Annotated in this window: 20 protein-coding genes; 7 read left to right on the plus strand and 13 right to left on the minus strand. The window is 62.8% G+C overall.

All coding sequences use genetic code 11. The features are described 5' to 3' along the window. Positions 1–41 precede the first annotated feature (41 nt). Genes AB2N08_RS01975 through cyoA form a run of 5 tightly spaced genes read right to left on the minus strand, consistent with a single transcriptional unit; the run spans position 42 to position 4,905 of the window. Positions 42–872, minus strand: coding sequence for an SURF1 family protein (locus tag AB2N08_RS01975; protein WP_367608922.1), 831 nt, complete (start codon positions 870–872; stop codon positions 42–44). Continuing rightward, positions 872–1,258, minus strand: coding sequence for a cytochrome o ubiquinol oxidase subunit IV (gene cyoD, locus AB2N08_RS01980; RefSeq protein WP_367608923.1), 387 nt, complete (start codon positions 1,256–1,258; stop codon positions 872–874). The genes AB2N08_RS01975 and cyoD overlap by 1 nt, the downstream gene beginning before the upstream one ends. Then, positions 1,255–1,893, minus strand: a complete 639-nt coding sequence (cyoC, locus tag AB2N08_RS01985) for a cytochrome o ubiquinol oxidase subunit III (protein WP_367608924.1) — start codon at positions 1,891–1,893, stop codon at positions 1,255–1,257. Before cyoC ends, cyoD begins: the two co-directional genes overlap by 4 nt. Beyond that, positions 1,886–3,895, minus strand: coding sequence for a cytochrome o ubiquinol oxidase subunit I (gene cyoB, locus AB2N08_RS01990; RefSeq protein WP_367608925.1), 2,010 nt, complete (start codon positions 3,893–3,895; stop codon positions 1,886–1,888). The genes cyoC and cyoB overlap by 8 nt, the downstream gene beginning before the upstream one ends. Before the next feature lie 2 nt (positions 3,896–3,897). Next, a complete protein-coding gene (cyoA, locus tag AB2N08_RS01995) occupies positions 3,898–4,905 on the minus strand; it encodes a ubiquinol oxidase subunit II (RefSeq protein WP_367608926.1) in 1,008 nt (335 codons plus the stop codon). Between the two features lie 163 nt (positions 4,906–5,068). Here cyoA and AB2N08_RS02000 point away from each other — a divergent pair, with 163 nt between their 5' ends. The 3 genes from AB2N08_RS02000 to AB2N08_RS02010 all read left to right on the plus strand — a co-directional run bounded on the left by AB2N08_RS02000 (position 5,069) and on the right by AB2N08_RS02010 (position 10,557). Continuing rightward, positions 5,069–6,409 (plus strand): MFS transporter, encoded by a 1,341-nt coding sequence (locus AB2N08_RS02000; RefSeq protein ID WP_367608927.1) that lies wholly within the window; start codon positions 5,069–5,071, stop codon positions 6,407–6,409. A gap of 399 nt (positions 6,410–6,808) precedes the next feature. Continuing rightward, positions 6,809–7,648 (plus strand): phosphate/phosphite/phosphonate ABC transporter substrate-binding protein, encoded by an 840-nt coding sequence (locus tag AB2N08_RS02005; protein WP_367608928.1) that lies wholly within the window; start codon positions 6,809–6,811, stop codon positions 7,646–7,648. A 17-nt stretch (positions 7,649–7,665) separates the two neighbouring features. Further along, positions 7,666–10,557 carry a putative bifunctional diguanylate cyclase/phosphodiesterase gene (locus tag AB2N08_RS02010; protein WP_367608929.1) on the plus strand — a complete coding sequence of 964 codons (2,892 nt, stop codon included), beginning with the start codon at positions 7,666–7,668 and terminating at the stop codon, positions 10,555–10,557. Positions 10,558–10,614: 57 nt separating this feature from the next. Here the strand turns inward: AB2N08_RS02010 and AB2N08_RS02015 are convergent, their stop codons facing one another. Together AB2N08_RS02015 and AB2N08_RS02020 are read right to left on the minus strand one after the other, a co-directional pair. Next, positions 10,615–11,523 carry a ZIP family metal transporter gene (locus AB2N08_RS02015; protein WP_367608930.1) on the minus strand — a complete coding sequence of 303 codons (909 nt, stop codon included), beginning with the start codon at positions 11,521–11,523 and terminating at the stop codon, positions 10,615–10,617. Between the two features lie 86 nt (positions 11,524–11,609). Next, entirely contained in the window at positions 11,610–12,614 is a 1,005-nt protein-coding gene (locus tag AB2N08_RS02020) for a manganese catalase family protein (protein ID WP_367608931.1), read from the minus strand. A gap of 325 nt (positions 12,615–12,939) precedes the next feature. Here AB2N08_RS02020 and AB2N08_RS02025 point away from each other — a divergent pair, with 325 nt between their 5' ends. Then, positions 12,940–13,542, plus strand: a complete 603-nt coding sequence (locus AB2N08_RS02025; RefSeq protein WP_367608932.1) for a hemerythrin domain-containing protein — start codon at positions 12,940–12,942, stop codon at positions 13,540–13,542. Positions 13,543–13,611: 69 nt separating this feature from the next. Here the strand turns inward: AB2N08_RS02025 and AB2N08_RS02030 are convergent, their stop codons facing one another. From AB2N08_RS02030 to AB2N08_RS02055, 6 genes are all read right to left on the minus strand, one after another. Beyond that, on the minus strand, positions 13,612–14,259 hold the full coding sequence (locus AB2N08_RS02030) for a patatin-like phospholipase family protein (protein WP_367608933.1): 648 nt from the start codon (positions 14,257–14,259) through the stop codon (positions 13,612–13,614). After that, complete coding sequence (locus tag AB2N08_RS02035) at positions 14,231–14,476, minus strand: patatin-like phospholipase family protein (protein WP_367608934.1); 246 nt, start codon at positions 14,474–14,476, stop codon at positions 14,231–14,233. The genes AB2N08_RS02030 and AB2N08_RS02035 overlap by 29 nt, the downstream gene beginning before the upstream one ends. A 70-nt stretch (positions 14,477–14,546) precedes the next feature. Continuing rightward, positions 14,547–15,284: an LrgB family protein gene (locus tag AB2N08_RS02040; protein ID WP_367608935.1), complete on the minus strand. Its 738-nt coding sequence runs from the start codon at positions 15,282–15,284 to the stop codon at positions 14,547–14,549. Next, on the minus strand, positions 15,277–15,633 hold the full coding sequence (locus AB2N08_RS02045; RefSeq protein ID WP_367608936.1) for a CidA/LrgA family protein: 357 nt from the start codon (positions 15,631–15,633) through the stop codon (positions 15,277–15,279). The genes AB2N08_RS02040 and AB2N08_RS02045 overlap by 8 nt, the downstream gene beginning before the upstream one ends. A gap of 67 nt (positions 15,634–15,700) precedes the next feature. After that, a complete protein-coding gene (gene hppD / locus AB2N08_RS02050) occupies positions 15,701–16,810 on the minus strand; it encodes a 4-hydroxyphenylpyruvate dioxygenase (RefSeq protein WP_367608937.1) in 1,110 nt (369 codons plus the stop codon). Positions 16,811–16,845: 35 nt separating this feature from the next. Next, a complete protein-coding gene (locus tag AB2N08_RS02055; RefSeq protein ID WP_367608938.1) occupies positions 16,846–17,751 on the minus strand; it encodes a LysR family transcriptional regulator in 906 nt (301 codons plus the stop codon). Positions 17,752–17,916: 165 nt separating this feature from the next. On the opposite strand from AB2N08_RS02055, the gene hmgA reads away from it, so the two are divergent. The 3 genes from hmgA (at position 17,917) to AB2N08_RS02070 (ending at position 21,580) form a co-directional block, all read left to right on the plus strand. After that, entirely contained in the window at positions 17,917–19,212 is a 1,296-nt protein-coding gene (gene hmgA / locus AB2N08_RS02060) for a homogentisate 1,2-dioxygenase (protein ID WP_367608939.1), read from the plus strand. Positions 19,213–19,373: 161 nt separating this feature from the next. Continuing rightward, positions 19,374–20,699, plus strand: a complete 1,326-nt coding sequence (locus AB2N08_RS02065) for a hemolysin family protein (RefSeq protein ID WP_367608940.1) — start codon at positions 19,374–19,376, stop codon at positions 20,697–20,699. Positions 20,700–20,878: 179 nt separating this feature from the next. Continuing rightward, positions 20,879–21,580, plus strand: coding sequence for an MBL fold metallo-hydrolase (locus AB2N08_RS02070; RefSeq protein WP_367609432.1), 702 nt, complete (start codon positions 20,879–20,881; stop codon positions 21,578–21,580). The last annotated feature ends 58 nt before the right edge of the window (positions 21,581–21,638 follow it).

Consider the following 21,638-nt stretch of genomic DNA (forward strand, 5'->3'; position numbering starts at 1 on the left):
GTGTTCGTGCCCGGCGCCCGGCAGTCCGGGCAGAGCCAAGCTTAATCGTCGGCGTTGCGCGAACGCCTCGCCTCGTAGCGTGCCACCCACCACCAGGCTGCGGCCACCATGAGGGCGAGAGCATACCAAGTCAGCGCGTATACGAGGTGATTATTTGGGAACGAAATAACGGTCAGGCCACCGACGGCGCGCTCGGGCGCGCCTTGCGGATCCTGGTTCTTGCCGGCGTCGACGAAGAACGGCGCGGTGCTGGCGGGATCGAACCCGCGCGCGACGGTCAAGGCCGCAACGTCGCGCGAGTACCAGCGGTTGCCGACCGGGTCATTGTCGCGCAGGAAGCCGCCCTTGGGTTCGGCGATACGCAGCAAACCGGTCAGCCTGACCTGCTCGCCTTTTGAAGCGCAGAGATTGGCGCCGGCCGTGCGCGCCGGAAAGCGCGTGGCGATGTCGCCAGATGAAGGAATGAAGCCGCGGTTGACAAACACGATGTGGCCCTCGTCCGTGCAGAACGGCGTGAGCAGCCAGAAGCCCGCACCCAGCTCGGACAGAGCCTGGACCGGTGCAGTGAATTGGTAGAGATAGTGACCCGACAGGGCAACGGCCCGGTATTCGTCGGATTCTTTTGAAATCTGCGGCCACTGCGCTGCGGGAGGCAGCGCAGTGGGAGTCGCATGCACGCGTGCGTCGACGCGGTCGATCAGGTCCAGTTTCCATTGCAGGCGAACTACCTGCCAGGTCCCCAGACATGCAAACAGCACGAGCAGCAGCAGGGCCAGTACCGCCATCAGGCGCCGCACAAACGGCGAGCGCGCAGGATGGGGCTGGTCGTGCGCCGACGGGGTCGGCGTTTGCTGCTCGTGCATCACCACCATCAGGTCATGTCGGAGGTGTTTTCAGCACCCATGCCCGGCATCATGTTGGTGTTCATGTGGTGCATGACCCAGATCGAGCCCGACATCACGATGACCAGCAGCACGATGGTCAGCACCAGCGCCATCATGTTCCAGCCGCCTTCTGCCTTCGAATTCAAGTGCAGGAAGTAGACCATCTGGACCACCAGCTGGACCGCGGCGAAGCCGAGGACGACCCAGCGGGTCATGTCCGGCGCCAGCACGTTGCCCATCACCAGCCAGAATGGAATGGCGGTCAGGATCAGCGACAGGACGAAGCCGATCGCGTAATCCTTGCCACTGTAGTGGATCTGGTAGCTGTCATGACCATGATGACCATGGCCGTGCTCGTTGTGATGATCGCTCATGGCAGCACTCCCATCAGGTAGACAAAGGTAAACACGAAGATCCAGACCAGATCCAGGAAGTGCCAGAACAGCGACAGGCAGGCCAGGCGACGGAAGTTCTCAGGCGTCAGGCCATGCTTGGACAGCTGCACGAACAGGGTCACCAGCCACACGACGCCAAACAGCACGTGCAGGCCGTGGGTACCGACCAGCGAGAAGAACGCCGTCAGGAAGCCCGAACGCTGCGGACCGGCGCCCAGGTGGATCAGGTGCTGGAACTCATAGATTTCCAGCGACAGGAACGCCACGCCCAACAGGCCCGTGACGATCAGCCACAGCTTGGTCTTGCCCACGTTCTTGGCTTGCGCCGAGATCATGGCCATGCCGAACGTGATCGACGACACCAGCAGGAACGCGGTGTTCAGGGCGATCAGCGGCAGCTCGAACAGCTCGGCGCCGGTCGGGCCGCCTGCATAGTTGCGGCCCAGCACGGCGTAGGCCGCGAAGAGCGATGCAAACAGCAGGCAGTCGCTCATCAGGTAGAGCCAGAAGCCGAGCAGCGTGCCCTGCTCCGGGTGGTGCTCCCGCGCCATGTAGCGCGCGGTCACTTCGGCGGGTGTCATCCCGCCTGTCATGGTTGCTTTAATTTCAGACATGGCTTTCCAGCATACGAGTACGTGCGGTTTCGGTCTTCAGGACATCTTCTGCCGGAATGTAGAAATCGCGTTTGTAGTTGAAGGTATGGGCGATGATCGTGCCGAGCAGGACCACGAACGCCACCGCGACCAGGGCCCACATATGCCAGATGATGGCAAAGCCGACCACGCACGCCAGCGCCGAGATCACGAAACCGGCCCAGGTGTTCTTCGGCATGTGGATCGCGACGAAGTCTGCCAGCGGACGCTGATAACCGTTCTTCTTCATGTCGGCGAAGGTGTCGTTGTCGTGCACCACTGGCGTGAACGCGAAGTTGTAGTCTGGCGGTGGCGACGAGGTCGACCATTCCAACGTACGGCCATCCCACGGATCGCCCGTGAAATCGCGCAGACGTGCGGTGTTGCGGTCACGGAAGCTGACATACAGTTGCATCAGCAGCGCGCCGATACCACCGGCGATCATCAGGGTGCCCAGGAACGAGATCTGGAACAGCCATTGGACCGACATGTCATCGAAGTGACTCACGCGGCGGGTGTAGCCCATGAAGCCCAGGATGTACGGCGGGGTGAATGCAACCCAGAAGCCGATCGACCAGAGCCAGAACGAGACGGTGCCCCAGAACTTGTCGAGCTTGTAGCCGAACGCTTTCGGGAACCAGTAGTTCAGGCCGGCGAAGATACCGAACACCACGCCACCGATAATCACGTTGTGGAAGTGGGCGATCAGGAACAGCGAGTTGTGCAGCACGAAGTCGGCCGCAGGAATCGCCAGCATCACACCGGTCATGCCGCCGATGGTGAAGGTCAGCATGAACGAAATCGTCCACATCATTGGCAGCTCGAAGCGGATACGGCCGCGGTACATCGTAAACAGCCAGTTGAACAGCTTGGCCCCGGTCGGGATCGAGATGATCATCGTCGTGATGCCGAAGAACGCATTGACGCTGGCGCCCGAACCCATGGTGAAGAAGTGGTGCAGCCAGACCAGGTACGACAGCACCATGATGACGCAGGTCGCGTACACCATCGAGGTGTAGCCGAACAGGCGCTTGCCGCAGAAGGTCGAGACCACTTCGGAGAAGATACCGAAGGCTGGCAGGATCAGGATGTAGACCTCGGGGTGACCCCAGATCCAGATCAGGTTGACGTACATCATCGCGTTGCCGCCACGGTCGTTCGTGAAGAACGCGGTGTCGAACAGGCGGTCCATGCCCAGCATGGCCAGCACGGCGGTCAGGATCGGGAAGGTGACGACGATCAGGATGTTGGTGCACAGCGAGGTCCAGACGAAGACTGGCATCTTCATCAGGCCCATGCCCGGTGCACGCATCTTGATGATGGTGACGATCAGGTTCACGCCGGACAACAACGTACCTACCCCGGCGATCTGCAATGACCAGATGTAGTAGTCGACGCCCACACCCGGACTTGCCAGGATGCCCGACAGCGGCGGATACGCGAGCCAGCCGGTACGTGCGAACTCACCGACGAACAGCGATGCCATGATCAGCACGGCGCCCATCGTGGTCATCCAGAACGAGAAGTTGTTCAGGAACGGGAAGGCCACGTCGCGCGCACCGATCTGCAGTGGCACCACGTAGTTCATCAGGCCCGTCACGAACGGCATCGCCACGAAGAAGATCATGATCACGCCGTGGGCGGTGAACACCTGATCGTAGTGGTGCGGCGGGAGGAAACCGGCATTGTCGCCAAAGGCGAGCGCCTGCTGGGCGCGCATCATCAGTGCATCGGCAAAGCCGCGCAACAGCATGATCAGGCCCAGGATCATGTACATGATACCGATTTTCTTGTGGTCGATACTGGTGATCCAGTCGTTCCACAGGGAGCCCCACAGGCGGAAGTAGGAGATGATGCCAACGAGGGCAATACCGCCTACGATCACGCCCGCGAAGGTAGCAAGCAGAATCGGCTCATGGAAGGGAATCGCATCCCAGCCGAGCCGACCGAAGATAAACTTCGTCAAGTCGAAAGTGTCTTGCATGGTTACTTCTTCACAGTATTAAAAGGGGCGACGCACATTTCCAGCGCCTCTGCCAGCATGGACTTGCCATCCTTTGGCAGCTGACGGATGGCCGCGGCCATCTCGTTGCGCTTGTGATCCTCGTGCATTTGCTGATTCATGCACATCGTGCCTTCAGCAACGCAGCGGTTCAGGATGCGGTTGAACAGCGCAGGCTCGACCTGTGCATAGTGGCGCACCGGTTCCTTCGCGGTCGGCTTCTCGAGCACCATGTAGTCGGCGCGGTCGAGCACTTCGGTACCGGTCTTCATCTCTTTGACCCAGGTGTCGAAATCGGCCTGCGTCACGCCCTTGTAGGCAAACTTCATGTGCGAGAAACCGTCGCCGCTGAAGTTGGCCGACAGGCCGCGATAATCGCCGGTCTTGTTCAGCACCGCGTTCAGTTCCGTTTCCATGCCGGGCATCGCGTAGATCATGCCGGCCAGGGTCGGGATATAGAACGTGTTCATCACGGTCGACGAGGTGATCTTGAAGCGCACCGGCACGTCGATCGGGGTCACCAGGTGATTGACCGAAGCGATACCCTGTTCTGGATAAATGAACAGCCATTTCCAGTCCAACGCCACCACCTGCACTTCGAGTGGCTTGACCGACGCGGCGAGCGGACGGTTGGCATCGATGCGATCGAGCGGACGGTACGGGTCGAGCTTGTGGGTACTGACCCAGGTAATCAAGCCCAGCACGATGATGATCAGGAGCGGTGCGCCCCAGATGATCAGTTCGAGCTTGGTCGAGTGATCCCAGTCAGGTTCGTAGGTTGCGTTGGCACCCTTGCGGTAGCGCCAGGCGAACCAGACGACGAGGATCATCACCGGAACGATGATGATCAACATTAATAGGACCGATATGACAATCAGATCGGCCTGCTGCTTTGCAATATCGCCTGTTGGATTCATCACGACCGTGTTGCAGCCAGCGAGCGCTGCAAGCAGAAGTAATGGGAGTCCGCGGCGGACAATTTGTGGAATCATGCTAGGTATCTAACGTTACATGGAGGGAGAGCATGCTACTGTAATGCCAACGGTCGTCAAAGAACATTGGACAGTTTGTCCCACCCTTTGCCGTAATGCAATTTTAATAACAGTGTTATCCACAATAGTGGCGACCGCCGACACGACTTCTGGAGAATAAAACATGCACAGCACGACGTACGGCGGCGATGACGCCGCTCCAATCACCAGCCCTAACAGCGGCGCCCGTAATCTCAATGCCCGCGATGAACATATTTCTCCGGGCGATATCGCCGTCGGCGTCATTGTCGGTCGTTCGGCAGAATATTTCGAGTTCTTTGTATACGCCATCGCCTCGGTCCTCGTGTTCCCGTCGATCTTCTTCCCGTTCGCCGACCGCCTCGAAGGCACGCTGTACGCCTTCACCATCTTTGCGTTCGCGTTCATCGCGCGCCCGTTCGGCACCCTGCTCTTCATGTGGATCCAGAAGCGCTGGAGCCTCGACATCAAGTTGTTGATCGCCCTGTTCATGATGGGCACCTGCACCGTCGTCATCGCCCTGCTCCCGAGCTATAGCGAAATCGGCGGCGCCGCGATCGTCATGCTGGCCCTGCTGCGTATCGGCCAGGGCATTGCCCAGGGCGGTTCGTGGGATGGCCTGCCATCGCTGCTCGCGCTTTCCGCACCCGAAGGCAAGCGCGGATGGTACGCCATGCTCGGACAAATGAGCGCACCGCTTGGTTTCGTCATCGCCGCCGGCGTGTTCGCTTATCTGGTTGCCAACCTGTCGCAAGAAGACTTTCTGACCTGGGGCTGGCGCTTCCCGTTCTTCGTGGCCTTCGCCATCAACGTCGTCGGCCTGTTTGCCCGCCTGCGTCTGGTCTCGACCACCGAGTATTCGCGTCTGCTGGACAGCAACCACATGAATCCGGCGCCGGTCGGCGACCTGATGCGCAATCAGGGCACCAATATCGTCATCGGCGCCATGACCGCTCTGGCCAGCTACGCGCTGTTCCACCTGGTCACCGTATTCCCGCTGTCGTGGATCCAGTTGTACGATACCCGTCCGGTCGATGAGTTCCTGCTGGTGCAGATGTTCGGCGCCGGCCTGGCCGCTCTCGGCATCCTGGCCTCGGGCTACATCGCCGACAAGGTCGGCCGTCGCACCACGCTCGGTACCCTGGCTGCGCTGATCGCCCTGTTCTCGGCCTTCGTGCCAACCCTGATCGACGGCGGCACCATGGGCCAGAATGCCTTCATCCTGATCGGCTTCACGCTGCTGGGCCTGTCGTACGGCCAGGCAGCGGGCGCGACGACGTCGAACTTCCAGAAGCATTTCCGCTACACCGGTGCGGCGCTGACGTCGGATCTGGCATGGCTGGTCGGCGCGGCGTTCGCACCGCTCGTCGCCCTGGGCCTGTCGGCAAACTTCGGTCTCGGTTATGTCAGCCTGTATTTGCTGTCGGCAGCCGTCGCCACGCTGGCGGCGCTGAGCCTGAACCGCAAGCTGGAGATTCGTGACTGATCCTCTAGCTGCAATTTAGTAAAAACAATAACGGCCCTGAGCGTAATGCCGTTCAGTTAAGCGTAATTTTTTTTCCCTGACTCAAAACAACGTCATCCCCGCGAAGGCGGGGATCCAAGTTTTTAGCACGCCACAAGCAAATATCGAAGTGGCAGTGCAACGGACCTGGATCCCCGCGGGAATGACGGTTTTTTAGACTGACTGAACGACATTACGGCCCTGCGGGGCCGTTGTTGTTTTTGTCGACAGCAGAAGATTTATGGCGATAGGCAACTCAGCATTCCATCCAGCAATCTTTGCAAATGGTATGATCTTTACAGCACCAAGCGGTGCTCGCCTGTCTGCCGCGCTACATTGCGCACTCGCGCACCTTCCATTGCTGTTTACTTCGACCATCCCATGCATCTGCACTTGTCGCTTCTGGCTGGCGCCCTCTTCTTGTCGCAAGTGGCGCACGCCGCGCCACCGCCCTGCTACAGCTTTTCACCAGTCAACCAGTTCAATGTGCAGGTGTCGGCCAGCTTCTGGAATCCGATCATCAGCTACGTGTCGAGCAGGAGCAAGGTGTGCATGAAGCTCAAGCTTGGGCGCACGTCGGCGGACACGACCAGTTTCGTCCTCGCGCGTGAAGTCGACTTCGCCTTCACCAATCACCTGTTCAGTCCAGACCGCGAAAAAATGGGGTGGACGGTGTTCGGGCGCCGCAACTCGCCGCCCGTCCGTGCGCAGATCGTCGTGCCGGCCGACTCGCCCATCAGGGATCTGCGGGAGCTGGCCGGGACGGCGGTGAGCTTTCCCGGCGCAGAAGCGCTGGTCGCTTATAAAGTACCCTATGCTCAGTTGCTGCGCGCCGGCATCCCTGTGAACGTCGTATTTGCCGGCAACCAGGATGCCGCTTTCACACAATTGTTCGCGGGCATGGTCAGGGCCGTCGGCGCCAACTCCCAGCTGGTGGCCAACTGGAGCGGCCGCGAAGGCAATGCGTTTCGCGTGCTATGGAGTTCGGCACCATTCAACGATCTGGCGCTGATGGCTTCGCCACGGGTGCCGGCCGAGCAGGTGCGCGCCGTCGCCGCTGCATTCCTGACGATGCACAACGACGCGGAGGGCAAACGGGTGCTCGCCGAGTCGGCGGCGCTGATCCACGCACCGGTGCCACTCTCGTTTGTCGCGGCCAGCCATGCCGATTACGCCAGCTACCGGGCGTTCTACGCCGAAGCGCCAGCCAGCCTGCGTTGACATCTTTTGCCATGAGAATGTCCCCGCTACGCACGCTCAAGCGTGTATTCCTGCCGCGCACGCTGATGGGCCGTGTATTCGGCGTGTTTGCGGCCACGCTGCTGCTCTTGCTCGTGGCTGGCCTGGGCATGTTCTACCGCTACCAGTACCTGCAGCATATCGAAGAGACCCAGGACAATGCGCTGATGCTGGTCGAGGCAGTGATCCAGCCAATCGAAGAAAGCGTCGTGATCGGCGACTACGACACGGTCAAGCGCACGCTGGGCAAGATGCTCGTCAAATCGCCGTTTCAACGTGCCCAGTTCCTGGAATTGGGCGGCGGCGCGATCACCCTGGAGGCGCCGGACATTCGCCACAAGATCCCGCCCGCCTGGTTTACCGCACTGATCGACGAACGTTTCTACGATGTCAACCGAGTGATCACGGTCGGCGGCAAGGACTACGGGGTGCTGCGTCTGTCGTTCGATGTCACCAGACTGGCAGCGCAACTGTGGCAACTGATCATCGAGACGGCGGCGATGGCTTCCGTGCTGGCCTCGTCCAGTCTCTTGCTGATGCGCGTCTTGTTGCGCCGCTGGCTGGACCGGCTGGGTGGCCTGCGCACGTTCGAGCATGACCTGGCCGCAGGCCTGGTGACCGCCGAGGCGCCGTTGCACGAGGATGCGCCACTCGAGATCCAGGAAGCCATCCTGGCCGTCAATCGCGGCACCGCCAGCCTGCGCGTGCAGTACGGCGAACAGATCGAGCTGCTCATGAATTCGCTCGTGCAGCACAAGAGCGCGATGGACCAGGCCGCGATCGTGTCGGAGATCGATGTCGATGGACGCATCACCGTCGTCAACGCCCATTTCATCGCCAACAGCGGCCTGTCACGGGACGCCGTCGTCGGCCAGCCCCTGGCAAGCCTCACCCTGCCCGGCACGGCGCAGCCATGGGCGCCGTGCCAGCATGTCTGGCAGGGCGACGTCACGATCGCTGGCCGCGACCGCGCGCTCGAATGGCATCGCACGATCGTGCCCATGTTCGACGGCGGCGTCGTCGAGCGCTATATCTGCATCGACATCGACATTACCGAGCGCAAGGCGTTCGAGCGCACGATCGTGGCCAACGCCCGGCGCGAGAACCTGATTGCAGCGCTGGGACGCGCCGCCTTGGCGAGCACCGACCTGGACCACCTGTTCCAGGAGGCGACCGAGACTGCCGCCGCTGGCCTGGGCGTCCCGGGCGCCGCCCTGTTTGTTCTCGAGCCAGCCGGTGCCGAGCGTGCCCTGGTGCTCCGCGCCGGGAGCGGCGCGCTCGCAAACGCGGTCGGTTTCAGTGTTGCACTGCCTCGAGGCCAACTGCCCCGGCACGACGCGGCGGCGTTATTACTCCCCCTGTTGGCGCCGCTCGGCGCCGAGTATGGCGTGCGCAGCAGCCTCGACGAGTCCGTCATTTGCACCCAGGGCCCGTTCGGCATGCTCGCCGCTTTTGCCGAAGATGCGCGCTCGTTCGGCCCGGACGACCGCAATTTCTTGCGCAGCATCGCGCACATCCTGGCGACCACCATCGAGCGCCACTCGGCCCAGCAGCGCCTGACCTACCTGGCGCAGTACGACGCCCTGACCGACCTGCCCAACCGGCGCTTCCTGGCCGAGTCGCTCGACCGGGCCATCGACGCGGCAGCAGCCGGCACGCGCCGTACCGGCGTCATGTTCATCGACCTCGACCACTTCAAGAAAGTCAACGACATGCTCGGGCATGGTGTCGGCGACCAGCTCCTGGTCCTTGCCGCCAAGCGCCTGCAGGCTTGCGCCCGCCCCGGCGACCTGGTGGCGCGGCTCGGCGGCGACGAATTCGCGCTGATCTTGCCCGATATGGTGCAAGACGATGACATCGCCACGCTGTGCACCGCCATCATCGACGCGCTCGCCGCGCCGTTCGTGCTGCAGGGGCAGCAGTTGTTTGTCTCGGCCAGCATCGGCATTGCACGCTATCCGCAGGACGGCGTCGCTGCCGAGGCGCTGCTCAAGAACGCCGACACGGCCATGTATGCGGCCAAGAATAGTGGGCGCGGCAATTTCCAGTTTTTCAGCCCCGCCATGCATGACGCGATGGCCGAGCGCGTCAAGCTCGAAGCCGAATTGCACCAGGCGCTCGAACGGCGCGAATTTTTGCTGCACTACCAGCCCAAGCTCGACCTTGCCAGCGGCAAGACCAGCGGCTTCGAGGCGCTGTTGCGCTGGCAACACCCACAACGCGGACTCGTGCCGCCGGCCGACTTCATCGCGATCCTTGAAGACACGGGTCTCATCATTCCGGTGGGCGAATGGGTGGTGCAAGAAGTCTGTCGCCAGCTGGGTCAATGGCACGCGCTTGGATTCCCGATCGTGCCGGTGGCGATCAACCTGTCGGCCCGCCAGCTCGAACAAGGCGACCTGGCGGCAACGATCGAACGCATCGTGGTGGCGAGCGGCATCGCCCCGGCGCTGCTCGAATTCGAGCTCACCGAATCGATGCTGATGGTGAATCCGGACGCAGCGGTCGAGATTCTCGGTCGGATCAAGGCCATGGGCATGCGCCTGTCGATCGACGATTTCGGCACCGGCTACTCGAGTCTGGCCTACCTGAAGCGCTTCCCGCTCGACGCGCTCAAGATCGATCGCACGTTTGTCCGCGACCTGCCGCACGACAGCGACGACGCCGCAATCACCCGCGCCGTCATCAATCTGGCGCACAGCCTGAACCTGAAGGTGGTAGCGGAAGGTGTGGAAAACAGCGAGCAGCTGTGCGAGTTGAAACGCTTCGGGTGCGACGAAATCCAGGGGTATTACGTCGACCGGCCGCTGGCGGCCGACAGGTGTTTTACGTACGCACACGACGCCACGCAGCAGCCGATGACACAGCACACTGTGGCGCTGCTGGCGTGATCGACGGCGGTCGCGGAGCCGGCCAACGTCAGCTTCGCGCCGTTGTGCAAGGCGCTATCAGGCCAGCGCCGTATCAAGCACCGTCATCACGATGAAGCCGATCACCAGCGCGATGCTGGCCTGGGTGCCGTTGCCCGACTGGCGCGATTCGGGAATCACGTCGTTGACGATCACCAGCAGCATGGCGCCAGCGGCGGCGGCCAGCGCATACGGCAACAAGCCGCCCGCGATGCCGATGAGGGCAACACCGAACACGGCAGCGATCGGCTCGATCAGGCCGGATACGATGCCCATGCCGACCGCAGCCAGGCGGCTGTAACCGACGGCATGCAGCGCCAGCGCCACCACCAGGCCTTCCGGCACATCCTGGATCGACACGCCCGTGGCCAGCGACGTGGCTTTTTCGACGTCGATGCCGGCGAAGGCCACGCCGATCGCCAGGCCTTCGGGCAGGTTGTGCAGCGCGACCGCCCACACGAACAGCCAGGCGCGGCGCAGTGACACCTTGTCTGGGTCGGTCGAAAGAATGCTGTCGGTGTGCACCGCGCGGCTCATCAGGAGAATCGCGCCAGCGCCGGCCAGGATACCGGCCCCCACCATCAAGCTCGATTCCCAGTTGCCCGCGCCGGCCGATTTCGCCGCGCTCAGCGCCGGAATGACGAGCGAAAACGCCGTCGCGCCCAGCATCACGCCGGCACCGAAACCAAGGAAGGAATCGTAAGTACGTTTGGAGAAATTCTGTGCGAACAAGACGGGCAAGGTACCGAGCGCAGTTGCGGCCGCTGCCGTACCGCCACCGAGCAAGGCCCCCATCATCTTGGGATTGGCATTCATGATCTGCTCGATCATGCTGCCAACGAGGACGAAGAATCCGATGGCACAGATGCCAAAACCGATTGCAAGACGTGGCGTGAGCCAGCTTGGCAGGCCACGATGTGGTGGGGCTTTCTCGGTTTGACTATCCATGCGGCTTCCTGTAGCTGATTGCCGGCGCCGCATCTTCTGCGGCAGCCGGCGCGGTCTCGTTTAGTGCGACGCGTTTTGAACGTCAATCACGTCGCTTTCTTGATGCTGGCCTTCTTCTTTTTGGCAATGCCGGTGTCGTCAAGCGGCCCACCCCGGGAAGCGACGGTCGGCTCACCCATGGCGTTACCACTATTGCCACCTATCGTACCACCGGATGCCGATTGCATCATGCCCAATTCGGAACCCGTGCGCGGCATGGCCATCGGGTTGGACAACGTGCGCGCCGCCATCATCTCGAGCACGTCGATATCGTCGGTCGGGAGCGCCACCTCGGCGTCGCCCGCGCCGCCATCGACTGCCATCTGCTTGTCGCGGTCGCTGATGAAGTCCCAGTCGGCGCCCTGGTTCCAGGCGCCGCGCACCTCGCCTTCGCCCTGCGACATATTGTAGTAAACGCTCGCAAACGCGGGTACCACAGGCATTTTGCCGGGTGGGAAATTCGGCTCCATCGCGTACAACGCTTTTTCGAACGACTTCATGTGCGCCACCTCGCGCGTCATCAGGAAGCCCAGCGCTTCTTTTACGCCAGGGTCGTCGGTGAGCGAAATCAGGCGCTCGTAGACGATCTTGGCGCGCGCTTCGGCGGCGATGTTCGAGCGCAGGTCGGCGCTCGGCTCGGTGATGGAGTCGATATAGGCCGCAGTCCACGGCACGCCGGCCGAATTGGTCAGCGGCACGCCGGCGCCGTACAACACCTGCGTGATATGGCTGTCGTTGCCGGCGCCCGTGATGCTGCGATAGGTGTCGGCTTCCATGTCGACGCCCTCGGCCAGGCGGCCCTTGGCCCCCTTGTTGAGCATGGCGACGATATTGCCGATGACCTCGAGATGGCTCAGCTCTTCGGTGGCGATATCGAACAGCAGGTCTTTGCGGCCCGGATCGTCTTCGGCCACTGCCTGGGTAAAGTAACGCATGGCAGCGGCAAGCTCGCCCTGCGGGCCGCCGAACTGCTCCAGCATCAGGTTCGCCAGGCCGGGGTTCGGCCCGCTGACGCGTACGGTGTACTGCAAACGCTTGTTATGAGCAAACATGGAAAGTGTCCTCGAAAATGGTGTTCATCCTCGCGGCACGCGTCATGCGTGACCATCCAGGACGGGCCAGCGCCGGGTACGGCAGCCCAGGCACACATAATCGCATGACAACTAATGGTTTCTCGTCAGTTGTGATCTCGACTGCATGTAGGACAAATGTGACATGACCTTATTCCAGTTCAACATTTTTTCTAGGCAAGCGCAGATCGCCTGCTCGCGCTTCGTCTGGAAACTGGCTGACAACATGTCGGCACACGCACCTACATGATTTGACCGGCGTGTGGAACACCATATTATTTAAACAACCACACCCGGGGTTATGACCATGTTCAATCTCAAGCAGCTGAGCCCAACCATCACCGACATGATCCGATTCGATCATTCCCATGTCATGGTGACCTTCCACCAGTATTCCCCTGACAAGAGTCCGACCGTCAAGAAAGCACTGGCAGAGACGATCTGCGATGCGCTGGAAATCCATGCGACGCTGGAGGAAGAATTTTTCTATCCGGTGATGCGGCGTGAGGACGCCAATGAGCCTTTCATTCACAAAGCCGAACCCGAGCACGATGAAATGCGCCGGCTGATCGCGCAATTGCGCCGCACAGGCGGGGCCGACCCACGCCACGACGATCTGGTGATGGAATTGATGCGCGACGTGATGCACCACGTTGCGGATGAAGAAACGCGGCTGTTGCCGGACGCTGAGAAGCTGCTGGGCAAGGCGCGCCTGTCCGAGCTGGGCGCTGCAATGAACCGTCGCCGCCTCCCGCTGGTCGGCCCCAAGGCTGGCAAGCTGGCCAAGGAGCATCTCGTGGGCTTCTCCGGCAGCACGGCTGCGCTCGCCGTCGGCGTGGCCGGGGCACTGATCGCGGCAGTCGCACTGACGCCGAAAAAAACCTGGAAGGCCAAACCAGCCAGCGCGTGATGCCGGTTTGACTGGCGCCACAGCCACATTCGGCGCCGTTGTCAAGAATGATAACAGTGTTTTTACGATCTACAGATCGGCATAAAAAACAGGCATCGGGTCAAGTGTCGACTTGATCCCGATGTGGGCGCCCTGCTCCCTGAGCCACGCATCGGCCGAGGCCACCCCAAGGTCGTGAAGTGTTTGCAAGAAGGGCAGCTCGGCGCTGAACTTCGCGGAAATGCCGTGCTCGGCCAGATGCTCGTTGCCGCTGATTAGATGGAGGAACTTGGTCGCAGGCGTCGCGCCCGCACCCCGCGCTTCGTCCGTCGCACCGCCCAGGTACTGCAGCGCGCCGACTTCGCGCACAAAGCTGATATTGAACGCGATTTCATTGGCGCGGTTGGCAATGTCGGCCACCGTGCGTGGTATATCGCTGCGGGCGATAGGATTGTTCTGGATAATGACGATGTCCGACCCGTCGCCGTGTGCCATCAGTGGCGCCAGTGGCGGATTGGCAACATAACTGCCGTCCCAGTACATCTCGCCATCGACCTCGACTGCAGCAAACACGGTCGGCAGGCAGGCCGATGCCAGCAGGCGCTGGACATCCATTTCATGGCGCCTGAACAGCTTGCCGGTGCCGGTGCGCACATTGGTCGCAGCGACAAATAATTCCAGCTCGTCGCAGGCACGCACCCGCTCGAAGTCAATCGTCGCAGCCAGAAAATGGCGCAAGGGATTGCGTGTCAACGGCCCTTCGCGCGTCGGCCCAGCCATCGCGCCGGCCAGCTCCTGCGACGACGACGGCGCTGATTGCACCGGCGCTCGATCCGCTCAGTGCATCGATGTCCAGGCCCGGCTCTCGCAACAGCCGGTCGAGTACGCCCCAGCCGTAGGCGCCATAGCTGCCCCCACCCTGGATAGCAAGGCTGATCGTTGTATTCCGGGTCACGAGGCGCTCCATCAAACGTCGAAGTCGCCAATGTAATCGGCTTGACGATCGCGCGGCGCAGCATAGGGATCTATCCCATCCAGCCGATCACGAGCGGCACCAGCCATGGCGCCAGCAGCGCCGTCAGCGCGCCATTCAGGCCCATGGCCAATCCGGCAAAGGCGCCCATCTCGGCGCTGAGCTGGAATGCGCGCGCCGTACCGATCCCGTGCGCGGCCAGGCCCATCGCAAACCCGCGCGCAGCATCCGAGCGCACCCGCAGCAGATGAAACAGGAAAGTGGAAAACATTGCGCCGAAGATGCCGGTACCGATCACCAGCGCCGCCGTCAATGCCGGGATGCCGCCCAGCCGCTCGGCCACCGCCATTGCAATTGGCGACGTCACCGACTTGGGCGCCAGCGTCGCCAGCAGCTCGGGGGTAGCGCCTAGCAGCCGGGCCACCACGACGACAGACACGATCGCCGTCGCGCACCCGGCCAGCAACGCAGCGCTCAGAGGCAGCCAGTGCCGGCGCAGGCGTGGCAACTGGCGCACCAGCGGCACGGCCAGCGCCACCGTCGCCGGGCCGAGGAGAAAATGCACGAACTGGGCGCCGGCAAAATAGCGCTCGTACGACATGCCGGAAACGCTCAGGATGGCGACGACGATGGCGATCGCAATGGCCACTGGATTGGCCAGCGGCGCGCCCTTGCACCAAACGCCGATGCGCTGCGCGGCCAGGTAGGCGCACAGCGTCATGGTCAGGCCAAGCAAGGGCGAGGCAGCCAAGTAGACCCAGAACTGGCGCAGCTCGGCGAGCTCAAGCATCGCCGTCTTTCGTGGATCCACCTTTCAGGCCGCGCAGCAGCAGGCCGGTGACGGCCAGCGCCAGCAGCGTGCTGACGATCACCGACGCGACAATGGCCAGCCAGTGACCGCTGCCGCTGGCGGCCGCGACGACGATGCCCACGCCGGCCGGCACGAACAGCAGCGACAGATGCGCCAGCAGCGCATTGGCGGCTTGCTCGACCAGCAATTGCAGCCTGGGGAAGACGATCAGCGCGGCGACCAGAAACAGCATGCCGGCCACGGGGCCCGGCAGCGGCAGGCGCAGCAGAAACACGACGCCCTCCCCGAGGCATTGGAACAACAACAGGACCGCGAATGCCGCCAGCATGCTTTCTCCTTGCGAACAAAGGCGGCCACGGGGGCCGCCGAAAACATGCAGGATAGCAAATTCGAGATTAACTGGCAGTTGCGCCCGCAGTTGCACCCGCAATCGCGCCGCGCTTGACCTGGTCGCGCTCGATCGACTCGAACAGCGCCTTGAAATTGCCTTCGCCGAAGCCATCGTCGCCCTTGCGCTGGATAAATTCGAAGAACACCGGGCCCAGCTGCGCCACGCCGAAAATCTGCACCAGCAGGCGCGGCTTGCCGTCCGTGACCGCGCCATCGAGCAGCAGGCCGCGCATTTTGAGCTGCCCGGCGTCTTCGCCGTGGCCCGGGATGCGCTCTTCGAGCATCTCGTAATAGGTCTCGGGCGGCGCCGTCATCAGCGGCACCCCGGCCGCCCGCAGGCGGTCGACCGTGGCGAACAGGTCTTCGCTCAAGAGCGCGATGTGCTGGATGCCCTCGCCGTTGAACTGCATCAGAAATTCCTCGATCTGCCCGCCACCGGCCTTGCCTTCTTCGTTCAGCGGGATGCGGATCATGCCATCGGGCGCCGTCATCGCTTTCGAGGTCAGGCCCGTGTACTCGCCCTTGATGTCGAAGTAGCGGATTTCGCGGAAGTTGAAGAGCTTCTCGTAGAAGCCCGCCCAGTACGACATCCGGCCGCGATACACATTGTGGGTGAGGTGGTCGATGATCTTGAGGCCGTGGCCTTCAGGGTTGCGCGGCACGCCATCGATGAATTTGAAGTCGATGTCATAGATCGATTTGCCGATCGTCTCGCCTTCGTCGAAGCGGTCGATCAGGTACAGCGGCGCGCCGCCGATGCCCTTGATTGCCGGCAGGCGCAGCTCCATCGGGCCCGTCGGGATCTCGACCGCCTGGGCGCCGAGCTCGAGCGCGCGGGCATAGGCCTTGTGCGCATCGCGCACGCGAAACGCCATGCCGCACGCCGACGGGCCGTGTTCGGCGGCGAAGTACGCCGCGTAGCTTTTCGGCTCGTTGTTGATGATGAAGTTGATGCCGCCCTGGCGATACAGCGACACATCCTTCGAGCGGTGCACGGCCACCTTGGTAAAGCCCAGCGCCTCGAACACGGGTTCGAGCACGCCCGGCGTTGGCGATGCGAACTCGACGAACTCGAAGCCCATCAGGCCCATGGGATTGTCAAACAGGTCTGCCATTGTCTCTTCCTTTTATTACGGTGATGCGTTGACGATCATTCCGCGAACACGTCGGCCAGCAAACCGCGCAACCACACGTTGCCGGGATCCTGATTGAAGCGGCGGTGCCAAAAAATATTCGTTTGCAGCGGCGGCAGGTCGAGCGGCGGCGCGGCCCACTCGAGCGCGAACGGCGGGCCGGCCCGTTCCGCCAGTTTCTGCGGCACCGTCACCACCAGCTCGCTCGAGCTGACGATATACGGCACCGCCGTAAAATGCGGCACCCGAAAGCGCGTTGTCGACGCAATCCCGGCCCGCGCCAGGACGGCATTGACCCGATCGTACGGGCTGTCGGCGGCATCGACCAGCAAGTGCTCGGCGGCGGCGAAGCGCGCCAGCGTCAGCGCGCCCTTGCCCAGTGGATGGCCCTTGCGGAACATCGTCACGAACGGCTGGCGAAACAGGTGCCGCTGGTACAGCGCATCGGACACATCCTCGAACGGGCCCACCGCCAGGTCGACCCGCCCGCCTTCCATCTCTTCTTTCAGCTTCGACGCACCCACGCGCAGCGAACTGAGTTCGACATGCGGCGCCAGCTGCCGGCAGCGCTCGATCAGGGTCGGCATGAAGTACACCTCGCCCACATCGGTCATCGCCAGCCAGAACCGCCGGGTGCTGGTGGCCGGCTCGAAGCGACTGCGCTGGTTCAGCGCCAGCGCCACCTGCGCCATCGCCGCGCCGATCGGTTCGGCCATCTGCACCGCCAGCGGTGTCGGCTGCATGCCGCTGGCCGTGCGAACGAACAGCTCGTCGCCAAACGCGCGCCGCAGCCGCGCCAGCGCATTGCTCACCGCCGACTGGCTCAGGCCAAGGCGGCGGGCGGCGCTGGAAATCTGGCGCTCCCGGTACACTTCCTGGAAGACCGACAGCAGGTTCAGGTCAATGGCGTGCGGTTCGATCATGGTGCTTTACAGTTGGTGGCGCATTGTCTACGCGGGAGGACCGTGCCGAACAGCAGTATTCAGCAAATCAATAGTCTACATTTTTCTATTCATCTCGTAAAACTGTGCCGAGTATTCTAGAGTGGCGCCATGCAAACCTGTTTTCATTCTTCGCGGGAGACCAGCATGGCCCATCCGACCGGTTACCAGTCCGGTTTCGGCAACGAATTCGCCACCGAGGCCCTGCCCGGCGCGCTGCCGCAGCACCGCAATTCACCGCAGCAGGTGGCCTATGGCCTGTACGCCGAGCAGTTATCCGGCACGGCGTTCACCGCCCCGCGCAGCCACAACCGGCGCACGTGGCTGTACCGCATCCGGCCGGCGGCGGTGCATGGCAGCTTCGTGCCGCTCGATGCACCGCGCATGGTGGGCCGCTTCGATAATCCGGCGCCGCCGAACCAGTTGCGCTGGAATCCGCTGCCGATGCCGGACGCGCCGACCGATTTCATCGACGGCTGGGTGACCATGGCGGGCAATGGCTCGGCCGAGGCGATGACGGGCTGCGCCGTGCACTTGTATGCGGCCAACCGTTCGATGGCCGGCCGTTACTTCTATGACGCCGATGGCGAATTGCTGATCGTGCCGCAGCTGGGCCGCTTGCGCATCGCCACCGAGCTCGGCGTGCTCGACATCGCGCCGCAGGAAATTGCCGTGATCCCGCGCGGCGTGCGGTTCCAGGTGGCGCTGCCGGATGGCGAGGCGCGTGGCTACATCTGCGAGAACTTCGGCGCCCTGCTGCAACTGCCCGATATGGGACCGATCGGCTCGAACGGGCTGGCCAATCCGCGCGACTTCCTTACGCCGGTGGCGCAGTACGAGGATGTCGAGGGCGATTTCGAACTGGTGACCAAGTTTGGCGGGCGGCTATGGCGGGCGCCAATCGGGCACTCGCCGCTCGACGTGGTGGCGTGGCACGGCAACTATGCGCCATATAAATACGACCTGCGTCACTTCAATGCGATCGGCTCGATCAGTTACGACCATCCGGATCCATCGATCTTCCTCGTGCTGCAGGCGCCGTCGGATACGCCGGGCGTCGATACGCTCGACTTCGTGATTTTCCCGCCGCGCTGGCTGGTGGCCGAGGACACATTCCGCCCGCCCTGGTTCCACCGCAACGTGGCCAGCGAATTCATGGGGCTGATTCATGGGGCGTACGATGCCAAGGCGGACGGGTTCGTGCCGGGCGGCGCGAGCGTGCACAACTGCATGAGCGGGCATGGGCCGGATGCGGCGACATTCGAGAAGGCCAGCAATGCAGACACGACGCGGGCGCACAAGGTGAGCGACACGATGGCGTTCATGTTCGAGACGAGGAATGTGCTGGTGCCAACGGCGCAGGCGCTGGCGTCGCCGCAGTTGCAGCCCGATTATCAGCAGTGCTGGGCGGGGATTGCCAAGCGGTTCCGGGCGACGCCGTAGATCTTGGCGCACTGAAGGGCAGCCCTGGACTGCCCCGTATTTCCTTGGCGCACCGTTGTCGTCCCCCACGTTTTTGTCATTTATGCCATGATCCCCCCGTATGCCATGGTGGCGTACCCGGCCACGGCCCGGAATGCCCGGCCATAGGCCTACTGCTCGTCATGTCAGATATATTGATCATCCTCGTTCTGATCCTCCTGAACGGGGTGTTCGCGATGAGCGAACTCGCTCTCGTCTCCGCAAAACGCATGCGCCTCGAACGGCGCGCGCAAGAAGGCAGCCGCGGCGCGCGCAGCGCCATCAACCTTGCCGACAACCCGAGCCACTTTCTCTCGACAGTCCAGGTCGGCATCACGCTGATCGGCATCTTTACCGGCGCCTTCGGTGAAGCCTCGCTCGTCAAGCGCCTGCAGCCGCAGATCGAAGTCGTGGGCTTCCTCGCACCCTACGCTTACGAAATCGCCCTGTTCATCGTCGTGCTGGCCATCACCTTCGTCTCGATCGTGCTGGGCGAACTGGTGCCGAAACGCATCGCGATGCGCCACCCGGAAGCGATGGCGACGCTGATCGCCCCGCCGCTGTCGCTGCTCTCGACCATCATGTCGCCGTTCGTGAAGGTACTGTCCCTGACCACCGAAGCGATCGTGCGCCTGTTCGGCATCCACGACGCAAAAGAAGAAGCGCCGACCGAGGAAGACATCACCGGCATGTTCAAGGAAGGCACCGACGCCGGCCTGTTCGAGAAGACCGAGTACGACATCGTCTCGCGCGCGTTGCGCCTGGATGACCGGCACCTGAAAGCGCTGATGACGCCGCGCGTCGACCTGATCATGATCGACCTGGACGCCGACCGCCGCGACACGCTCGAACTCATCACGTGCCACACCTATAGCCGATTCCCGGTGTACCGCGGCGATCGCGCCCAGATCCTCGGCTTCGTCAAAGTGCGCGACCTGCTGGCCCAATCGGTGCGTCACGGCTCGCTCGAGGCAGTCAATATCGAGCACGCCGTACAGGACATGCTGTTCGTGCCGGAGACCGTCGGTGCGATGGTGCTGCTCGAGCTGTTCAAGAAAAACCGCGCCGAACTGGCGCTGATCGTCGACGAGTACGGCGACATCCAGGGCATGGTCACGCTGTCGGACGTGATGAGCGCGCTCGTGGGCGACGTCACCGTCAACGGCGAAGAGAGCGATCCCGACGCCGTCCAGCGCCAGGACGGCAGCTGGCTGCTCGATGGCGGCGTCGATCTCGAGCGTTTCCGCGACGTCTTCAACACGACCGAGCGCTTCCCGAACGAAGAACTTGGCGCGTACCACACGCTGGCCGGTTTCGTGCTGTACCAGTTCGGGTACATCCCCAAAGCATCCGAGTCATTCGACTGGAACGACTATCGCATCGAGGTGGTCGACATGGACGGCAACCGGATCGACAAGCTCCTGATCGAGAAGATCGTACGGCCCGAACCGGCGCCGCAAGACGACTAGCCGATCGCCCGGTGCTGCGAGCGCCGGCGCAGCATCGATCGCGGCACGGCGCTGTAGTGGACGATGATAGGTCGATGAGGGTGGTAAATCAGGCGGCCAGTGATGAATCGGTCACAGGCCGCAGCCTGTCACCGGACACGCGAATGTGGTACAACATCGGCGCTACCGAGGACACCACCATGCATTTGAACCCGATCCAGCTGTTCGACGCCGAGTCGTCCACCTTTACCTACATCCTGGCCGCCCCCGGCGCCGGCGACGCGGCGATCATCGACCCGGTCGACCGCCATTTCGCGCGCGATCTGGCGCACCTCGAGCGCCTTGGCCTGCGCCTGACCCACGTGTTTGAAACGCATGCCCACGCCGACCACGTCACGTCGGCCGGCCGCTTGCGCGCACACACGGGCGCCAGGGCCTGCGCCCCGAGCGGCTGCGGCATCGCGCCGGCCGAGATCCAGCTGCAGGACGGCGACCGGATCGGGTTCGCCGACGGCGAAGAAATCGCGGTCATCCACACGCCGGGGCACACGGCCGGCAGCATGTGCTATCTGTGGCGCGGCAACCTGTTCAGCGGCGACACGCTCCTGATCGACGGCTGCGGGCGCACCGATTTCCAGGGCGGCAGCGCTGGTGAACTGTACGACAGCGTCACGCGCAAGCTGTTTACGCTCGACCCGGCGACGCGGCTCTGGCCCGGGCATGACTACAAGGGCCAATCGGTATCGTCCATCGGCTGGGAACGCGCGCGCAACGCCCGCCTGGCCGGCCGCGAACGATCTGACTTCATCGCCCTGATGGCGGCCCTGGATTTGCCGCGTCCGGGCTTGATGGATGTTGCCGTGCCGGCCAATCGCAATCTGGGCATGGCGCACAGCGTGTGACTGGTGCGCCCATGAAAAAAGCGCGACCGAAGCCGCGCCCATCGAACCGCCACCTCAA

This window comes from Massilia aurea, from assembly GCF_040790145.1.
In the GTDB taxonomy this organism is placed as follows: domain Bacteria; phylum Pseudomonadota; class Gammaproteobacteria; order Burkholderiales; family Burkholderiaceae_D; genus Telluria; species Telluria aurea_C.